The sequence below is a fragment of the Nocardiopsis sp. SBT366 genome (assembly GCF_001083815.1).
Lineage (GTDB): Bacteria > Actinomycetota > Actinomycetes > Streptosporangiales > Streptosporangiaceae > Nocardiopsis > Nocardiopsis prasina.
This window is the reverse complement of sequence record NZ_LAVM01000110.1, coordinates 1-15,948: the sequence shown is the minus strand read 5'-3', so window position 1 is coordinate 15,948 and position 15,948 is coordinate 1. Positions and strand designations below refer to the sequence as shown.

Here is a 15,948-nt window from a genome sequence, read left to right as displayed (position 1 = left end):
GTGTGGTGGACATCGAGGGGGGCTATCCGTTCTTCGTCGTTCTGGGGGGCTGGTTCCAACGGCCGCGTCGAAGGAGCACCTCGCGCAGCGCGACGGTGTTGTCGGTGATGATGCCGTCCACGCCCGCGTCCAGCAGACGCTCCATCACCTCGGGCTCGTTGACGGTCCACACGTGCACCTGCATGCCGATCCGGTGCGCGGCGCTGATCACGTCCCGGCTGAGGATCGGGAAACCGCCGTGGCTCATCGGGATCTGCGCGCAGATCGGGGTGCGGCTGGCGGTGGGGCGCAGGAGCGGGGAGAGCGAGGCCAGGCGGAGGCGGGCCACGTCGACGGGGCCGCAGGAGGTGGCCACGCGGGGGCCGTAGATCCGTCGGGCCCGCTCCAGACGGTTCTGGTCGAAGGAGCCCACGCACACGCGGTCCCAGGCCTGGGTGCGGCGGAGCACCTCCAACAGGGGAAGGACGGCGCCGTCCGCCTTGAGGTCGATGTTGAAGCGCGCCTCCGGCCAGGCGCCGAGCAGATCCTCCAGGAGTGGGACGGGTTCCTTGCCCGCCACCCGGGCTCGGGCGACCTCCCGGTGGGGGAGCGCGGAGATGGCGCCGTCCCGGTCGGTGGTGCGGTCCAGGGTGCGGTCGTGGAAGGCCATGAGCACGCCGTCGCTGGTGGCGTGCACGTCCGTCTCCAGGTACGTGTAGCCCAGGTCGACGGCGTGCTGGAAGGCCACCGCCGTGTTCTCCAGCTCGGTGCGGCGCACACCCTGGTCGTCGGTGAGCCACCCGCCCCGGTGGGCGAGGGCGACGGGCACGGGGGAGGAAAGGTACGCGTGAGTCACGTCTTGAAGTATGACGGTTCCCAGGTGGGGCCCGCTCGCCGAGGGGCGGCCGTGTCGACGGTCGTGAGAAACCTGGAATGCCAGGTGGCACGGGAGAGCGCCCGCCCGCTCCTTGACGGGCGTCAGGGTGTCGTTCCCCCCCCGGAAGGAATCCGTTCATGTCGCACTCCTCTCACCGCCACCCCTGCCAGCAGCCGGTCTGCGCCCGCGGCGCGGCCAACCCGTGGCGACCGGTGCGGACCCCCGCCCGCTCCCCGCGCCGAGGAATGACCTCGGGCCGGTGCGCGGCGTCCCCGCTGGCGGGCCACCGGACCCCCGGCGACGTGCACCGGCTGGCGCAGCAGATGGCGGAGGTCCTGGTCGGCAGGCGGGCCCCGGAGGTGCTGCGGGACCACGTGACGGTTCCGGTGCGGGAGGAACTGCGCCGCCTGCGCGGATCGGTGGACTGCGCGATGGCGCCCCGGCTGACGCGGGTGTTCCACCAACCGCTCGGCGCTGGCGGGGTGGAGGCCAGCGCCGTGATCTCCTGCGACAGCCGTACCCGGGTGTTCGCCTTCCGTCTTCGCCGAGAGGGGGAACGCTGGGTCTGCACCCGACTGGAGACCGACAGGACCCGCTGACGGCGCGCGCTGGGGGCCCGGGTTCGACGGCGCCCCGGCGGCGGCCGCGCCGATCCGGGCCCCACCCGCCCGACCTGGAGACGGCTGCCGGCTCGTGGGCGAGGGGAGACCCACCGGTGGATCCCGGTGGTCGCACGCGGCGGCTCCAGGGCACCTCGGGTGTCGAGGTGGAGCCGTCGCCGAAGGGCGGCGGGGGAGAGGGGGAAACGGCTCCGACGGACCACGGACACCACCCGGCTCGAATACGCACCAATGGCGCAAAAGCTATGGATGCGGCCGATCGCGCGTCGATAGGGTCCGTGTGGGATGACCCCCTGACCGGGCGCCTTCGGTCATCGGCATCCCCGTACCCATGGGAAGGAGAAGGCGGACCGCGCCCGCGCGCGGCCGCCACTCGTGTATGAAACCCGTTGACATCGCTCGCCTGCACAGCCTCAGCGCACCGTCACTGTCCCCGGACGGTGCCCTGGCGGTCCTCGCCGTGTCCCGCCCCGACCTGGAGGAGGACGCCTACCTCGGTTCCCTCTGGATCGTTCCCACCGACGGCTCCGAATCCGCCCGCAGGCTCACCCGGGGCACGCGCGACAACGCCCCCGCCTTCTCACCAGACGGTCGCTGGATCGCCTTCCTGCGCCCCGACGAGGACAAACGCCCCCAGATCCACGTCCTGCCCTCGGACGGCGGCGAGCCGTGGAAGATCACCGACCACCCGCTCGGCACCGGAGCGTTCACGTGGAGCCCCGACTCCTCCCGCCTGGCCTACAACGCGCGGGTGCCCGAGGAGAACCGCTACGTGGAGGGCGCGCCGGACCAGGAGCCGCCGCGCCGGATCACCACCCTGAAGTACCGCAGGGACGACTTCGGGTTCACCAACGACCGACGTCAGCACGTCTTCGTGAGCGCCCCCGTCGACCCGTCGGGTGAGGTGGGCGAACCGGTCCAGGTCACGGAGGGGGACGCAGACCACGGTCGCCCGTCGTGGACCCCGGACGGCACGGGGTTGGTCTTCGACGCCTCACTGCACGGGACGCGCGACACCGATCTGGTCAGTGACGTGTGGGTCTGCCCTCCCGAGGCGGGGGCGGAGCCGCGCCGGATCACCCGGGGCGACCTGGGCGTCGGGTCGGTGAGCCTGTCCGAGGACGGCGCCACCGTGTACTTCCTCGGCAACGAGCTCGGCCCGGATCTCGACGACTTCGTGGGTCGGGTGACGGGCCTGTGGTCGGTGCCCTTCGACGGCTCCGAGGCTCCCAGGAGACTCACCGGGACCGAGGACCCCCGCATGAGTCTGCGCACCCAGGCGACCGACGAGGGTGTCCTGGTCGCCGGTGAGAACCGGGGCGCGGTCGAGCTGTACCTGGTCACCCCCGGCGGTGTGCGCACCACGCTGTTCGGCGGGCGCGTCCAGGTGGGCTCCTTCGACCACGCCGGCGGAGTCACCGTGGTGGCGGCCGCCGGTGAGCGACACAGCGGTGAGCTGTACGTCGTCGCCGAGGACGGCGCCCGGGCCCTGACCTCCTTCGCGGACCAGGAGCTGGAGCCGCTCGCGGTCACCGAACTGACCGCCCGCACCGAGGACGGCAACGAGGTCCACGGCTGGTTGGCGGTGCCCGAGGGCGAGGGCCCGCACCCGGTGGTGCTGATGATCCACGGTGGTCCGTTCGCCCAGTACGGCTGGCAGCTCTTCGACGAGACCCAGGTGTACGCGGCGGCCGGGTACGCGGTGCTCTACTGCAACCCTCGTGGTTCGTCGGGCTACGGCCAGGAGCACGGTCGGGCGGTCATCGGTTCGGTGGGCGCCACCACCTCCGTCGACGTCCTGTCCTTCCTGGACGAGGCCCTCGGGGACGACCGGCTGGACGCCTCCAGAGTGGGGGTCATGGGCGGCTCGCACGGCGGGTTCATGACCACGTGGATCGCGACCCACCACGGCGAGCGCTTCCGCGCCGCCATCAGTGAGCGCGCGGTCAACGCGATCGACAGCTTCCAGGGCTCGTCCGACATCGGTTCGTTCTTCCCGGAGCCGCTGTACGGCCCGGAGGAGACCTGGGCCAAGGAGAGTCCGCTCAGCCACGCGGACCGAATCGACAGGCCGTTCCTGATCATCCACTCCGAGCAGGACTGGCGCTGCCCCGTGGAGCAGGCCCAGCGCCTGTTCGTGGCGCTCAGGAAGCGGGGACACGAGACCGAGATGCTGCTGTTCCCGGGGGAGGGACACGAGCTGTCGCGTTCCGGTCTGCCCAGCCACCGGGTGGCCCGGCTCGAGGCGGTCCTCGACTGGTGGGCCCGCCACCTGTGACGCGGCGGGGTCGGACACCTCCGGGTGTCCGACCCCTTCCCTGCCCGGATGTGAGACGCGTCACGGTCAAGTCCGCGCTTGGTCCGGTTTTGACTCGACATCCACGGGAAGAACGAGGCGCCACCCGCGCCCCCGGCGGGGTTCCGGGACGGGGCGTGCCCGGTTCGGGAGGACCGGGTTGCCCATCGGCAAGTAACGAAAGGGTCGCTTCGGGTCCGGGGGATGAATTAGTGTTCCCCCAGGTCGGAACGCCCCAGTTCGTCACCACCAGGGTGACAGCGTCCGATCTGCCGTTGCACCCCGCTCAGCAGCTGTCCTTGTCCCAGGAGCGGGGGCCGTCACGACGCCCGGCGAGTTCCCGCGACCCTTCCCGTCGCCGCCGGTACCCCTCCACCACGCATCCCCGCGCCGTCCCTCGGCGTGCCTTCGGGATGCCCGAGTGTCGGTAAACGGGTGTGGGAGAAAGGCAGTCGGTGCTTTGACTCGCAACCCCGAACCCACCCGTCGCCTGACGACGGTCGGCTTCGTCGCTCTCGGTGCCGTGGTCCTGTCCTCCGGCGTGGCCCTGGCCGACCAGACCGAGTCGGAGGCCCGTGAGCGCTACGAGGAGCTCCAGGAGGAGCTCTCCGGGCTGAACGCGGACTTCAACGAGGCCAAGGAGGACCACGCCGCGGCCGAGGCCGAACTCGAGGACCTCCAGGAACGCCTGGAGGACGCCGAGGAGGAGCTGGACGCCAAGTCCGGCCAGGTCTCCGTCATCGTGCAGGGCGCCTACACCGGCGCCACCCACAGCTCGATGGGCGTGCTGTTCGGCGCGGACGCGGACAACGCGCTCCAGAACATCGCCGACCTCGACTACCTGTCCGAGGGGCAGCAGGCGACCCTGGCCGACTACGTGACCGAGGTCGAGAACGCCGAGGAGCTGTACAACGCGGCGGGGGCGACCGAGCAGGCCGCGGCCCAGTCGATGGAGGCCGCCGAGGAGGCCGTGACCCAGAGCGAGGCCGCGCTGGAGGAGCAGGCCGCCGTGCTGGAGAGCCTGGGCGGCGTCGACCCGACCGTGGGCGAGGCCGCCGACACGGGCGGCGGATCGGCCGCGGGCACTGCGGCCGTCTCCGGTGACGTCCAGGCCGTATTGGACTTCGCCCGCGCGCAGATCGGCAAGCCCTACGTCTGGGGCGGCACCGGGCCCGACGGCTACGACTGCTCCGGTCTGACCCAGGCCGCGTGGGCCCAGGCGGGCGTGAGCCTGCCGCGCACCACCTACGACCAGGTCAACGCCGGGACCCCGGTCTCGCGTGACCAGCTCCAGCCCGGCGACCTGATGTTCTTCTACGACGTCTCGGCGCCGAGCCACGTGGGGATCTACGCCGGCAACGGGATGATGATCCACGGCTCGAACCCGTCGAAGCCGCTGGAGGAGGTCTCACTGGCCGCCTACTGGGACGGTGTCTTCACCAGCGCCGTCCGTCCGGGCTAGGAAACGCCTCGGGCGGTGCTCCCCGGTCCACCTTCCCCGGAGGGTGGACCGGGGTTCCGCCCGAAGCGGTGCCCGCGTATCCTTCGGCGCATGGGTCGTCTCGTTCTCAGGGTCGCCGCGGGTGTCGCGGTCGTCATCGCCCTGTTCTGGCTGCTGTCGGTGATCGTCGGCCTGTTGGTGTGGGGAGTGATGATCGCCCTGGTCGTCGGGGTCGTCCTGCTGGGCCTGCGCATGCTGGGGTCCGAGTCCTCCGACCGGCGCCGCTGACCCCTCCCCTCGGGCCGCTCCGGCGCCCCCGCGAGTGCCGGACCAGTCCCTCGTGACGCCCGGAACCCGCTTCGATGACACATCGAGGAGGGTCGACACTCACTCTGTGTGGGGAAACATCGCTATAGTGACTCTGTGTCACTGAATAAGCACGTAGGGTCTCATGTCGACGGGGTGTCGCACCGTGGCCGGGTGGAACGGGTCGCGACCCGCGTCTTCCGCAACGACTGGAGCGGGCTGACACCACCCGCCACCGGCCGCTGGACACCCGAACTCACGGTCAGCGTCATCATCCCCGCGCGGGGCGGGCAGGCCCACCTCGACCTGGCGCTGGCCTCGCTCTCCGCGCAGACCTACCCCGAACACCTCTTCGAGGTCGTCGTCGTCGACGACCACTCCGCGCCACCGCTCACGCTCCCGGACCACCGACCCCGTCGCTGCCGCGTGGTCGCCGCGCCCGACGGCGGATGGGGCGCCGGGTACGCCCGCGCCTACGGAGCCCACGCCAGCACCGGCGACATCCTCATGTGGATGGACGCCGACATGGTCGCCTGCCCCGAGTTCGTCGAGGCCCAGGCCCGTTGGCAGCACGCCCACGCCGAGTGCGTCACCCTCGGCCGCGTCCGCTTCACCGACACCGACCCCCACGGACCCGGAGCGGTCCTGGCCGCCGCCCGTTCCGGAGACCTCCACCACGACCTGGACACCGGGGGCCGCCACGACTGGATCGAGCACCTGCTCGACCAGAGCGACGACCTGCGCGACGCGGACCACCTCGGCTTCCACGCCTACCTGGGCGCGGCGGCTGCGGTACGCCGCAGCCTCTACGAAGCGGCCGGCGGTGTGGATCCCGACCTCGACCTCGGCCAGGACACCGAGTTCGGCTACCGGCTCTGGCAGGCCGGAGCCGTCATGGTCCCCGAGCCCACCGCCACCGCCTGGCACGTGGGCCCGGCCTCCACCGCCCGAACCCGCCTGCCCTCGGAACGTTTCCGCACCGAGGTCCTGGCCGAACTCATGCCGCACCCGCACGCCTACCGTGAACGGGTCCCCGAGGCGCGCCGCCGCACCCCGCTGGTCCACGCCGTGGTGGACGTGTCCGGCGCGCCCTACGACCTCGTCCGGGGTTGCGTGGACCGGCTGCTCAACGGCACCGAGACCGATCTCGCGGTGACCCTGGTCGCCGACTGGGAGGGCGCCGAGGCGGCACCGGGAGGGTTCGAGGGCCCCCAGATCGACCTGCGCCTGATCCAGGCCAACTACCTGCGGGAGCCGCGGATCTCCTTCGCCGCCACCGCGCCCAGGACCGGGTTCCCCTCCCCGTTCCTCCTCCAGGTACCCGTCGCCTGGGGGTTGGGCGAACTGGCCCTGTCCCGGCTCCTGGCCAGCGCCGAACGGGCCCGCGCCGGGCTCACCGAACTCTTCCTGGCCGCCTCGCCCACCCGCGACGCCGGGGTGCGGCTCTGGCGCACCCGGGCCCTGGCTCGGGCCATGCGGGTGTGCGACGACGAGGAGGACCTGGCCGACGTGGTCGCCGAACTCCACGGCCGCTACCGCATCCACGGAGGAGAGGGCACCCTCACCGACCTCACCCTGCACCGTTCGGTCCCGCCGCCGCTCCGGGCCGCGGGCGGGCTCCGGGGGCCGGTCCCGACCGAGCCCGTCGACACTGATGACTGGTCCGGTGACGAGGAGGGAGACGACGACGAGGAGAGACGCGGGCGCTGGTGGCGCGGGCGACGCCGCAGCAGGCCCCGCCACCGGATCCGTTCACTCTGGTACCGGGCCTGCCGGGCCTGCGGACGCGAGATGCCCGACGAGGACGACCCCGGCGGGGGCCCGGCCGCGACCGGGTAGGTGGGGGAAGACACCGACCCGGACGGCGGACCCGGACGCACCGCACAGCGCTCGCAAATCACACGTGACCCAGCGCTACCCGGACAGTACGTAAGGTACCGGATCGTACGCGTGCGACGGGCGCGCCACCGTGGTGACGCGCCCGTGGACGAAGGTGCGTCCTAGGAGCCGATCGCCTCGATGGACGTCAGCAGGTCCTCGCGCAGGGAGTCGTTCACCGGGGTCGAGTCGGTCTCCTCGGAGGCCGCCTCCTGGCCCTCGGGGCTCACCACGTACCGCAGGAACGCCTTGACCCGCTCGGCCTCGCCCTGGTCCGGGAAGTCCAGGCACACGGTCTCGTAGCTGACCAGCACCAGCGGGTAGCTGCCCGGTTCGGTGGTGCCGTAGTCCAGGTCCAGCGCGAGGTCGTACTCGCTGGTGTTCTCCTCGCGGCGCGGTGAGTCGGCCACGACCTTGGCGGCCGCCTCCGGCGAGATGTCCACGAACTCGTCGCCCACGCCGATGCTCGCTGCGGGCAGGCCGTGCAGGTGGGACATCTCCACGTAACCGATGGCGCCGTCGGCCCGCGAGACCGTGTCGGCGATGCCGCTGTTGCCCTGCGCGGACTCACGCGGGGTGATCGGCCACTGTCCGCCGGCCTCGTGCGGCCACGAGTCGGGGGCGGCGTCGGCCAGGTAGCGGGTGAAGTTCTCCGTCGTCCCGGAGTCGTCGGCCCGGTTGACCTGTGTGATCGCCAGGTCCGGCAGGTCGACGTCGGGGTTGTCCTCGGCGATCTCCGGGTCGTTCCAGCGTGTGATGTCCTGGTTGAAGATCTTCGCCACGGTGTCCGGGCGCAGGTTGAGGTCCTCGATCCCGTCCAGGTTGAACACCACCGCGATCGCCACCACGTACGCGGGCAGGTTGATGGTGTCCGAACCGCCGCAGCGCGACATCGCGTCGGCGTTCTCGTCGGCGTCCATGGCCGCGTCGGTCCCGGCGAAGGTCACCGCGCCGTCGATGAACTGGTTGCGGCCGCCGCCCGAACCGATCGAGTCGTAGTAGATGCGCGCGTCCTCGCAGGCCGACTGGAAGCCCGCGATCCACGTCGTCATCGCGTTCTCCTGGGCGCTGGAACCGGAGCCGTGCAGGCTCCCCGAGAAGCACTCCAGGTCGTCGGGGACCGCCGGGCCCGCCCCCTGGACGGCGTCGTCGCTGCCGCAGGCGGTGGACGCGAGAAGAAGTCCGGCCAGCGCGGCCGAGGCCGCGCCCCGGTGGGCGCTCGAACGGCGCTGGGTGCGGGTGCGCTTGTTGGACGGGAGCACGCTGCTTCTATCCCCTTCGTCGGAGTCGGTGGTCCTCGTTGTCTTGACCACGGGCCGCCGGTACCCGGCGCGTCGTCGCTGGTGATGGAACACCGCCGATGAATTTAACCATTGCCGGACCGACTTCCCCAACGCGGGTGTGTGCGGAACCGGACGTGTCCGTGGCGGCACGGGGGACTCCGGGTGGACGGGAGGTGAACGAGGCGTTTTCGCCCGGTGAAGGTCCTTTGTCCCAGCCTTCGGGCGCCCGTAGGAGCGGGCATGTATGACACGCCGAACGACCGGGCAGTGGTCCTGGGTGATGAGCGCGCACAGCACCGACCCGAACGGGCAGCAGGCACCCACCTCGACCTACCGACTCCAGCTGAGGCCCGGTTTCGGCCTGGCCGAGGCGACCGTACTCCTGGACCAGCTGCACCGGCTCGGGGTGGGCGCCGTGTACCTGTCACCCCTCCTCGCCGCCACCCCCGGGTCGGACCACGGGTACGACGTGGTGGACGCCACACGCGTCTCCGAGGCGCTGGGCGGTGAACGTGCCCGAGCGGACCTCGTCGACCGGGCGCACGCGCTCGGCATGAAGGTGGTCGTCGACATCGTCCCCAACCACATGTCCGTGGCCCGCCCCGACGCCAACCCGTGGTGGTGGGACGTGCTCCGGCACGGCCGCGACTCCGTGTACGCCCGCTGCTTCGACCTCGACCACGGCTCCGGGCCGATCCTGGTCCCGGTCCTGGCGGACGACGGCGACGACGGCCGCGCCGCCCTGTCCGAGCTCACCCTCACCGACGGCGACCTGGTCCACTTCGACCAGCGATTCCCCGTGGCCCCGGGCACGTACACCCCCGGCGACGACCCGGCGGACGTGCACGAACGCCAGCACTACCGCCTGGTCTCCTGGCGGCGCGGCGACAGCGAACTCAACTACCGCCGCTTCTTCGACGTCGACCACCTCGCCGCCGTCCGCGTGGAGGACCCCGGGGTCTTCGAGGCCACCCACGCCGAGATCCTGCGCTGGGGCGTCGACGGTCTGCGCGTGGACCACGTCGACGGGCTCAGCGACCCCGGCGGCTACCTCCGCCGTCTCGCCGAACGCTTCCCCGGGTGGATCGTGGTGGAGAAGATCCTCGCCCCCGGTGAGTCCCTGCCCGCCTCCTGGCCGGTCGCCGGGACCACGGGATACGAGGCGCTGCGCACGGTGTGCGGGGTGTTCGTCGACCCCGACGCCGAACCCGTCCTGACCGCCCTGGCCCGCGACCACGGCGTGCCCACCGACACCGGCGCCGTCGACCACCAGGCCCGCTCCCACGCCGCCAACGAACTCCTGCGCGCGGAGGTGCGCCGGATCTCCGCGACCCTGCCCGACGCCGAGGGCAGTGAGGAGGCCGTCACCGAACTCCTCGCCTCCTTCGACGTCTACCGCTCCTACCTGCCCGAGGCCGAACCCGCCTGGGCCCGCGCGGTGCGCGCCGCCGCCGAACGCCGCCCCGACCTCCAACCCGCCCTCAAGACCCTCGACCGCGACGTCCGCGACGACCCCCACGGTGAGACCGCCCGCCGCGTCCAGCAGACCAGCGGCATGGTCGTGGCCATGGGCACCGAGAACACCGCCTTCTACAGGGCGACCCGATTCGTCGCCCTCAACGAGGTCGGCGGCGAACCGGCCCGCTTCGGCGTGGACACGGCCGCCTTCCACGAGGCCAACCTGCGCCGAGAGGCCGCCGAACCCCTCACCATGACGGCGCTCTCCACCCACGACACCAAACGCTCCGAGGACGTCCGCGCCCGCCTGGCCGTTCTGTCGGAGGTCCCCACCGAGTTCGCCGACGCGGTCCACCGCTGGGGCGCGCGCGTACCGTTGCCCGAACCCGCACTGGACCTCCTCGGCTGGCAGACCCTGCTCGGGGCCTGGCCACTGAGCGACGAACGCCTGGTCGACTACCTGCTCAAGGCCGCCCGCGAGGCTCGCCTCGGCACTTCCTGGACCGCCCCGGACACCGACTTCGAGGACCGCGTCCGCTCCTGGCCCGAGCGTCTGCGCGCCGACGCCGACCTGTACGCGGAGGTCGGGGCCATGGCGGAGTCCCTGCGTGAGCCGGGGTGGAGCAACGCTTTGGGGCAGAAGGCCCTCCAGCTGCTGGGGCCGGGTGTGCCTGACGTCTACCAGGGGACCGAGCTGTGGGACCTGTCCCTGGTCGACCCGGACAACCGCAGGCCCGTGGACCACGAGGCCCGCGCCGCGCTCCTGGACCGGTTGGAACAGGGGTGGCGTCCGCCGGTGGACGGGTCCGGCGCCGCCAAGCTCCACCTGGTCCGCACCTGCCTGCGCGCCCGTGAGGAGCTTCGCCCGACCGGGTACCTGCCGCTGGCCGCTCAGGGGCCGTCCGCCGCGCACGCCCTGTCCTTCGCCCGCACGGTGCGCGGCTCCCGTGAGCCCGCCCTGGCGGTGGTGGCCACGCGGCTGCCGGTGACGCTGGCCGACGCCGGGGGCTGGGCCGACACCGTGCTGCCGCTGCCCTCGGGGCCCGGGGAGTGGACCGACCTCCTCACCGGCCGGACGCTCGCCCCCGAACGCGTGGACGGCCTCACCACCGCCCGACTCTCCGAGGTCCTCGACCACTACCCGGTGGCGGTCCTGGTCCGGCAGGGCGCCGTTGGTTCGCTCGCTGACTGATCAATCAGTCAGTTGCGCATGACTGTCGAGGTGGTGCATCCGAGCCGTTAGTCCCTGCTCGTGCGGGGTTGTGGTCAGGTCGGAGCGGTCGGATCGACGGGTCTGCGGCGAAGCGTTTCTCGATCACATGTTGCGATAATCGCCATGGCGTTGTTACGTTCTCATCGTGAACGACAACGTGGTCGACGACGTACGAGGCAGGGCCCGGGAGGCGATCCGCCGATCCGGTCTCTCCCAGCGGCAGTTCGCGACCAGACTCGGCATCGAGCCCAGCAAACTCTCCAAGTCCCTGACCGGCACCCGGCGGTTCACCGCCCTGGAACTGGCCGGTATCGCCGACGAGACCGGGGTGACGGTCAACTGGCTCATCAACGGTGAGGACGACGCCGACACGGTCTCGGCCGCCCCGCGCGACTCGTCGGCGGTCAGACCGCCGTCCGCGAGTCTGGCGGACCACCCGAAGGCTGCCCGGGAACACAACCGGCGTCTCCAGATCATCGAGGCCGCCTGGACCCTCATCGCGGAGCACGGCTACCACTCGGTGCGCGTCGCCCAGGTCGCCCAGGCCTGCGGCACCTCCAGCGCCACCGTCCACTACCACTTCCCGACCCTGAACGACCTCCTCGTGGAGGCGCTGCGCCACTCGGTCAAGCAGGCGTTCGACCGCCAGGTCGCCGGGCTGCACACCATCGAGGACCCGTACGAGCGCCTGCTCCAGCTCATCGAGCTCCAGCTGCCCGGATCGGACCGCCTGCGCCTGGAGTGGTCGATCTGGCTCCAGGTGTGGACGGCGGCCGCACTGGACCCCCGGATGCGTGAGCTGCACGCCGACTCCTACCGGCGCTGGCACGAGACCATCGCCCGCACCCTCCGGGAGGGGAAGGAGAGCGGGACCTTCGGCGACCTCGACGTCGAGGAGACGACCAGACGCCTCACCGCTCTCATCGACGGCCTGGGCATCCAGGTCATGACCGGGATGCCCGGACGGTCCGTCGACCACATGCGCCACACCCTGCGCTCGGTCATCGACCGAGACGTTCTCGGGTGAGACCCCCCGTACCCGCACCATCACCGCACACGCCCAGAGACGGAGCCCCGCCTTGAGCGACCTCATGAACCCCACACCCATCCTCACCTGCGCCCTCACCGGCGCGGGAGACACCGTCGGCCGCAGCGAGCACGTCCCCGTCACCCCCCGGCAGATCGCGGCCGCCGCCGTCGAGGCCGCCGAGGCGGGCGCCAGCGTGGTGCACATCCACGTCCGCGACCCCGAGACGGGCGCTCCCTCCCGTGACAACGCCCTCTACCGGGAGGTGGTCGACCGCATCCGCCAGACCGGCGTGGACATCGTCATCAACCTCACGGCGGGGATGGGCGGTGACCTGGTGATCGGCCAGGACGACCCGCTCCGGTTCGAGGAGGGCACCGACCTCGTCAACGGGCTGGACCGCCTGCCGCACGTGGAGGAGCTGCTGCCCGACATCTGCACCCTGGACTGCGGAAGCCTCAACTTCGGGGACGGCAGCCAGGTGTACATCTCCACCCCGGACATGCTGCGCGCGGGCGCCAAGCGCATCCAGGAGCTGGGGGTCCGCCCCGAGCTGGAGATCTTCGACACCGGCCAGCTGTGGTTCGCCAAGACGATGCACGCCGAGGGCCTCATCGACGACCCGTCGATGTTCCAGCTGTGCACCGGCATTCCCTACGGGGCGCCCTCGGACCCGGGCGTGCTCCAGTCGATGGTGAACCTGCTCCCGGCGGGCGCGCAGTGGGCGAGCTTCTCCATCGGTCGCAAGCAGATGCCGTGGGTGGCGCAGTCGGTGCTGCTCGGCGGACACGCCCGAGTGGGCCTGGAGGACAACCTCTACCTCAGCCGCGGAGTGAAGGCCACCAACGGCCAGCTCACCGAGAAGGCCGTCTCCATCATCGAGCAGCTCGGCGCCCGGGTGGCCACACCGGACGAGGCCCGCGCCATGCTCCAGCTGCGCAGCGCGTCCTAGGGCGTGTTCTTCGGATGCTTTCGCCGGTGGCGGCGGAGCCACCACCGATGCGAGCGGCCTGGTGGTCGCGAGCGCGGAATGATCCACAGAAGACGACCGAGCATCCCGAACCCCCGACAGGAGAAGCACGATGACGGAGAACGCGAGAACCACCCCCGAGACCGTGCGGACGGTCGCCTGCGTCGGAGCGGGCGTGATCGGCGGCGGCTGGGTCGCCCACTACCTGGGGCGCGGCTACCAGGTGGTCGCCTGGGACCCCGCCCCCGACGCCGAGAGCAAGCTGCGCGGGCTGGTCGCCTCGGCGTGGCCCGCCCTGGAGGAACTGGGCCTGGCCGAGGGCGCCTCCATGGAGAACCTGCGTGTGGTGGGCACGCTGGCCGAGGCCGTCGCGGAGGCGGACTTCGTGCAGGAGAGCGCTCCGGAGCGCCTCGACCTCAAGATCGACCTGCTGGCCGAACTCGACGCCGCCACCCCGGAGGGCGTGGTCATCGCCTCGTCCACCTCCGGCTACAGCATGAGTGAGATGCAGGTGGCGGCCGCCACGCCGGAACGGCTCGTCGTCGGTCACCCCTTCAACCCGCCCTACCTGGTGCCCCTGGTCGAGGTCGTCGGCGGTGAGCGCACTGATCGCTGGGCCGTCGACTGGGCCTCGGACTTCTACCGCGCGGCGGGCAAGTCCGTGATCAGCATGGACCAGGAGCTTCCGGGGTTCATCGGCAACCGCATCCAGGAGGCCGCCTGGCGCGAGGCCCTGCACATGGTCGCCGAGGGCGAGGCGACCGTCGAGCAGATCGACCAGGCGATGACCAGCGGCCCCGGGCTGCGCTGGGCCTTCTTCGGCCCCTGCCTGACCTTCCACCTGGCCGGGGGAGAGGGCGGCATGGCCCACATGCTCGACCACTTCGGGCCGTCCCTGAAGTCGCCGTGGACCCGTCTGGAGGCGCCCGAACTCACCGAGGACCTGCGCGACCGCATGGTCGCGGGCACCGACGAGGTCGTGGCCGGGCGCTCCACCGCCGAACTGATCGCCCAGCGCGACCGCCGTCTGATCGCGGTGGCCCGCGCGCTGGAGGAGGTCGAACGGGCGGAGGCCGCCGAGCGGAACGGGGAGGCCGCGTGAGCGCCACACTCACCCAGCGACTGCGACCCGAGTGGATCGACTACAACGGCCACCTCAGCGAGGCCTATTACGTCCTGGTCTTCGGGTTCGCCACGGACGCGCTGATGGACCGGGTCGGTCTCGACTCCGCCTACCGTGAGGCGTCCGGCTGTTCGCTGTACACGGTTGAGGCGCACGTGCGGTACCTGAACGAGGTGACGGCGGACGCCGAGGTCGAGATCCACACCCGGGTGATCGGTCCGGGGCCGGAGCGCCCGGGAGCCAAGAAGGTGCGGATCTGCCACGAGATGTGGGTCGGAGACGTTCTGGCGGCGACCGAGGAACTGATGGCGCTCCACGTCGACCAGGCCCTGGGACGGACGGTGCCCCTGCCCGAGGGGGTCGCCGCGAACCTCGCGGCCCTCGCCGAGCCCGCCCCCGACTACGCGGGCCGGTCCGTCGGTCCGTAGCCGGAGCCAGGGGGTCCCGTCGGCGGACGCGGGTGTGCGACGGGCCCCACCCTGGTCAGACGGTAGGCTGACCGCGATCATGACGAACAAGACCGGCCCCCTGCTGCGCATGCCCGCCTCCCTGGCGGCCTCCCTGACCTGCCCCGTCTGCGCGCGTCCTCTGGACCAGGGGCTCACCTGCGCCCACGGCCACAGCTTCGACGTCGCCAGGGAGGGTTACGCGAGCCTGCTCACCGGCGCCACCCCGCCCGGGTCCGGAGACAGCAGGGACATGGTCGCCGCGCGGCAGCGCTTCCAGGAACGGGGGCACTACGACCCCATTGGCAGGGCCCTGGCCGAGGAGCTCGCGCAACGCCGCGTCATCGTCGACGTCGGCGGCGGCACCGGGCACTACCTCACCCAGGTGCTCACCGCGCTCCCCGACGCTGTCGGCCTGACCACCGACGTCTCCAAGTTCGCCGCGCGCAGGGCCGCCAGGGCGCACCCCCGCAGCGGTGCGGTCACCGCGGACTCCTGGCGCCGCCTGCCCCTGGCCGACCACACGGCCGACGCCGTGATCAACGTCTTCGCCCCCCGCAACGCCCCCGAGTTCCACCGCGTCCTCCAGCCCGCCGGGGTCCTGCTGGTCGTCACTCCCGCACCCGACCACCTCCGGGAACCCCGTGAGGCCCTGGGCCTGCTCGACGTCGACCCGCGCAAGGACGAACGCCTGGCCGACAGCCTGGGGGGCCACTTCGACCACGTCGCCACCCGTGAGTTGCGCTTCACCATGGAGCTGGCCCACGAGGACGTGCTGACCGTGGTGGGAATGGGCCCCAGCGCCAGGCACGTCACCCCCGAGGAGCTGAGGTCCCGCGTGGCGGCCCTCCCGGACCCCTTCACCACCACGGCCTCGGTCCGCGTCCAGACCTACCGCAGGGCCGAGTAGCGGGCCGGGGCGGAAAGCGTTGGGCCCGGACCACGCCCTCCATTCCACGGTCGGCGTGGCGTCCAGGTCACCTGGGTAGGCCACCCCCGTGAACGAACCGGCCGCGCACCCCGCCCCGTCC

13 protein-coding genes are annotated in these 15,948 nt (G+C 71.8%); 11 read left to right on the top strand and 2 right to left on the bottom strand.

What is annotated here, in order from left to right; genetic code table 11:
- Positions 1 to 22: 22 nt before the first annotated feature.
- Complete coding sequence (locus tag ADX84_RS23290; RefSeq protein ID WP_049579179.1) at positions 23 to 835, bottom strand: glycerophosphodiester phosphodiesterase; 813 nt, start codon at positions 833 to 835, stop codon at positions 23 to 25.
- A 158-nt stretch (positions 836 to 993) separates the two neighbouring features.
- Here ADX84_RS23290 and ADX84_RS23285 point away from each other — a divergent pair, with 158 nt between their 5' ends.
- From ADX84_RS23285 to ADX84_RS23265, 5 genes are all read left to right on the top strand, one after another.
- Positions 994 to 1,455, top strand: coding sequence for an Rv3235 family protein (locus tag ADX84_RS23285; RefSeq protein WP_049579177.1), 462 nt, complete (start codon positions 994 to 996; stop codon positions 1,453 to 1,455).
- 400 nt (positions 1,456 to 1,855) lie between these two features.
- Positions 1,856 to 3,754, top strand: a complete 1,899-nt coding sequence (locus tag ADX84_RS23280; RefSeq protein ID WP_049579175.1) for a S9 family peptidase — start codon at positions 1,856 to 1,858, stop codon at positions 3,752 to 3,754.
- 478 nt (positions 3,755 to 4,232) lie between these two features.
- Entirely contained in the window at positions 4,233 to 5,234 is a 1,002-nt protein-coding gene (locus ADX84_RS23275) for a C40 family peptidase (RefSeq protein WP_049579173.1), read from the top strand.
- Between the two features lie 90 nt (positions 5,235 to 5,324).
- The gene (locus ADX84_RS26460) at positions 5,325 to 5,501 is read left to right on the top strand and encodes a hypothetical protein (protein ID WP_049579172.1); all 177 of its coding nucleotides are present in this window, start codon (positions 5,325 to 5,327) and stop codon (positions 5,499 to 5,501) included.
- Positions 5,502 to 5,693: 192 nt separating this feature from the next.
- Complete coding sequence (locus ADX84_RS23265) at positions 5,694 to 7,358, top strand: glycosyltransferase family 2 protein (protein ID WP_234004172.1); 1,665 nt, start codon at positions 5,694 to 5,696, stop codon at positions 7,356 to 7,358.
- Between the two features lie 161 nt (positions 7,359 to 7,519).
- On the opposite strand, the gene pstS is transcribed toward ADX84_RS23265, so the two are convergent.
- Entirely contained in the window at positions 7,520 to 8,659 is a 1,140-nt protein-coding gene (pstS, locus tag ADX84_RS23260; protein WP_049579168.1) for a phosphate ABC transporter substrate-binding protein PstS, read from the bottom strand.
- Between the two features lie 301 nt (positions 8,660 to 8,960).
- Here pstS and treY point away from each other — a divergent pair, with 301 nt between their 5' ends.
- The 6 genes from treY (at position 8,961) to ADX84_RS23230 (ending at position 15,827) form a co-directional block, all read left to right on the top strand.
- On the top strand, positions 8,961 to 11,330 hold the full coding sequence (gene treY, locus ADX84_RS23255) for a malto-oligosyltrehalose synthase (protein ID WP_049579181.1): 2,370 nt from the start codon (positions 8,961 to 8,963) through the stop codon (positions 11,328 to 11,330).
- Positions 11,331 to 11,496: 166 nt separating this feature from the next.
- Positions 11,497 to 12,378: a TetR/AcrR family transcriptional regulator gene (locus tag ADX84_RS23250; RefSeq protein WP_049579165.1), complete on the top strand. Its 882-nt coding sequence runs from the start codon at positions 11,497 to 11,499 to the stop codon at positions 12,376 to 12,378.
- 52 nt (positions 12,379 to 12,430) lie between these two features.
- A complete protein-coding gene (locus ADX84_RS23245) occupies positions 12,431 to 13,330 on the top strand; it encodes a 3-keto-5-aminohexanoate cleavage protein (protein ID WP_049579163.1) in 900 nt (299 codons plus the stop codon).
- Positions 13,331 to 13,460: 130 nt separating this feature from the next.
- A complete protein-coding gene (locus ADX84_RS23240) occupies positions 13,461 to 14,450 on the top strand; it encodes a 3-hydroxyacyl-CoA dehydrogenase NAD-binding domain-containing protein (protein ID WP_049579162.1) in 990 nt (329 codons plus the stop codon).
- A complete protein-coding gene (locus ADX84_RS23235) occupies positions 14,447 to 14,899 on the top strand; it encodes a thioesterase family protein (RefSeq protein ID WP_049579160.1) in 453 nt (150 codons plus the stop codon). The genes ADX84_RS23240 and ADX84_RS23235 overlap by 4 nt, the downstream gene beginning before the upstream one ends.
- Before the next feature lie 79 nt (positions 14,900 to 14,978).
- A complete protein-coding gene (locus tag ADX84_RS23230) occupies positions 14,979 to 15,827 on the top strand; it encodes a putative RNA methyltransferase (protein ID WP_049579157.1) in 849 nt (282 codons plus the stop codon).
- The last annotated feature ends 121 nt before the right edge of the window (positions 15,828 to 15,948 follow it).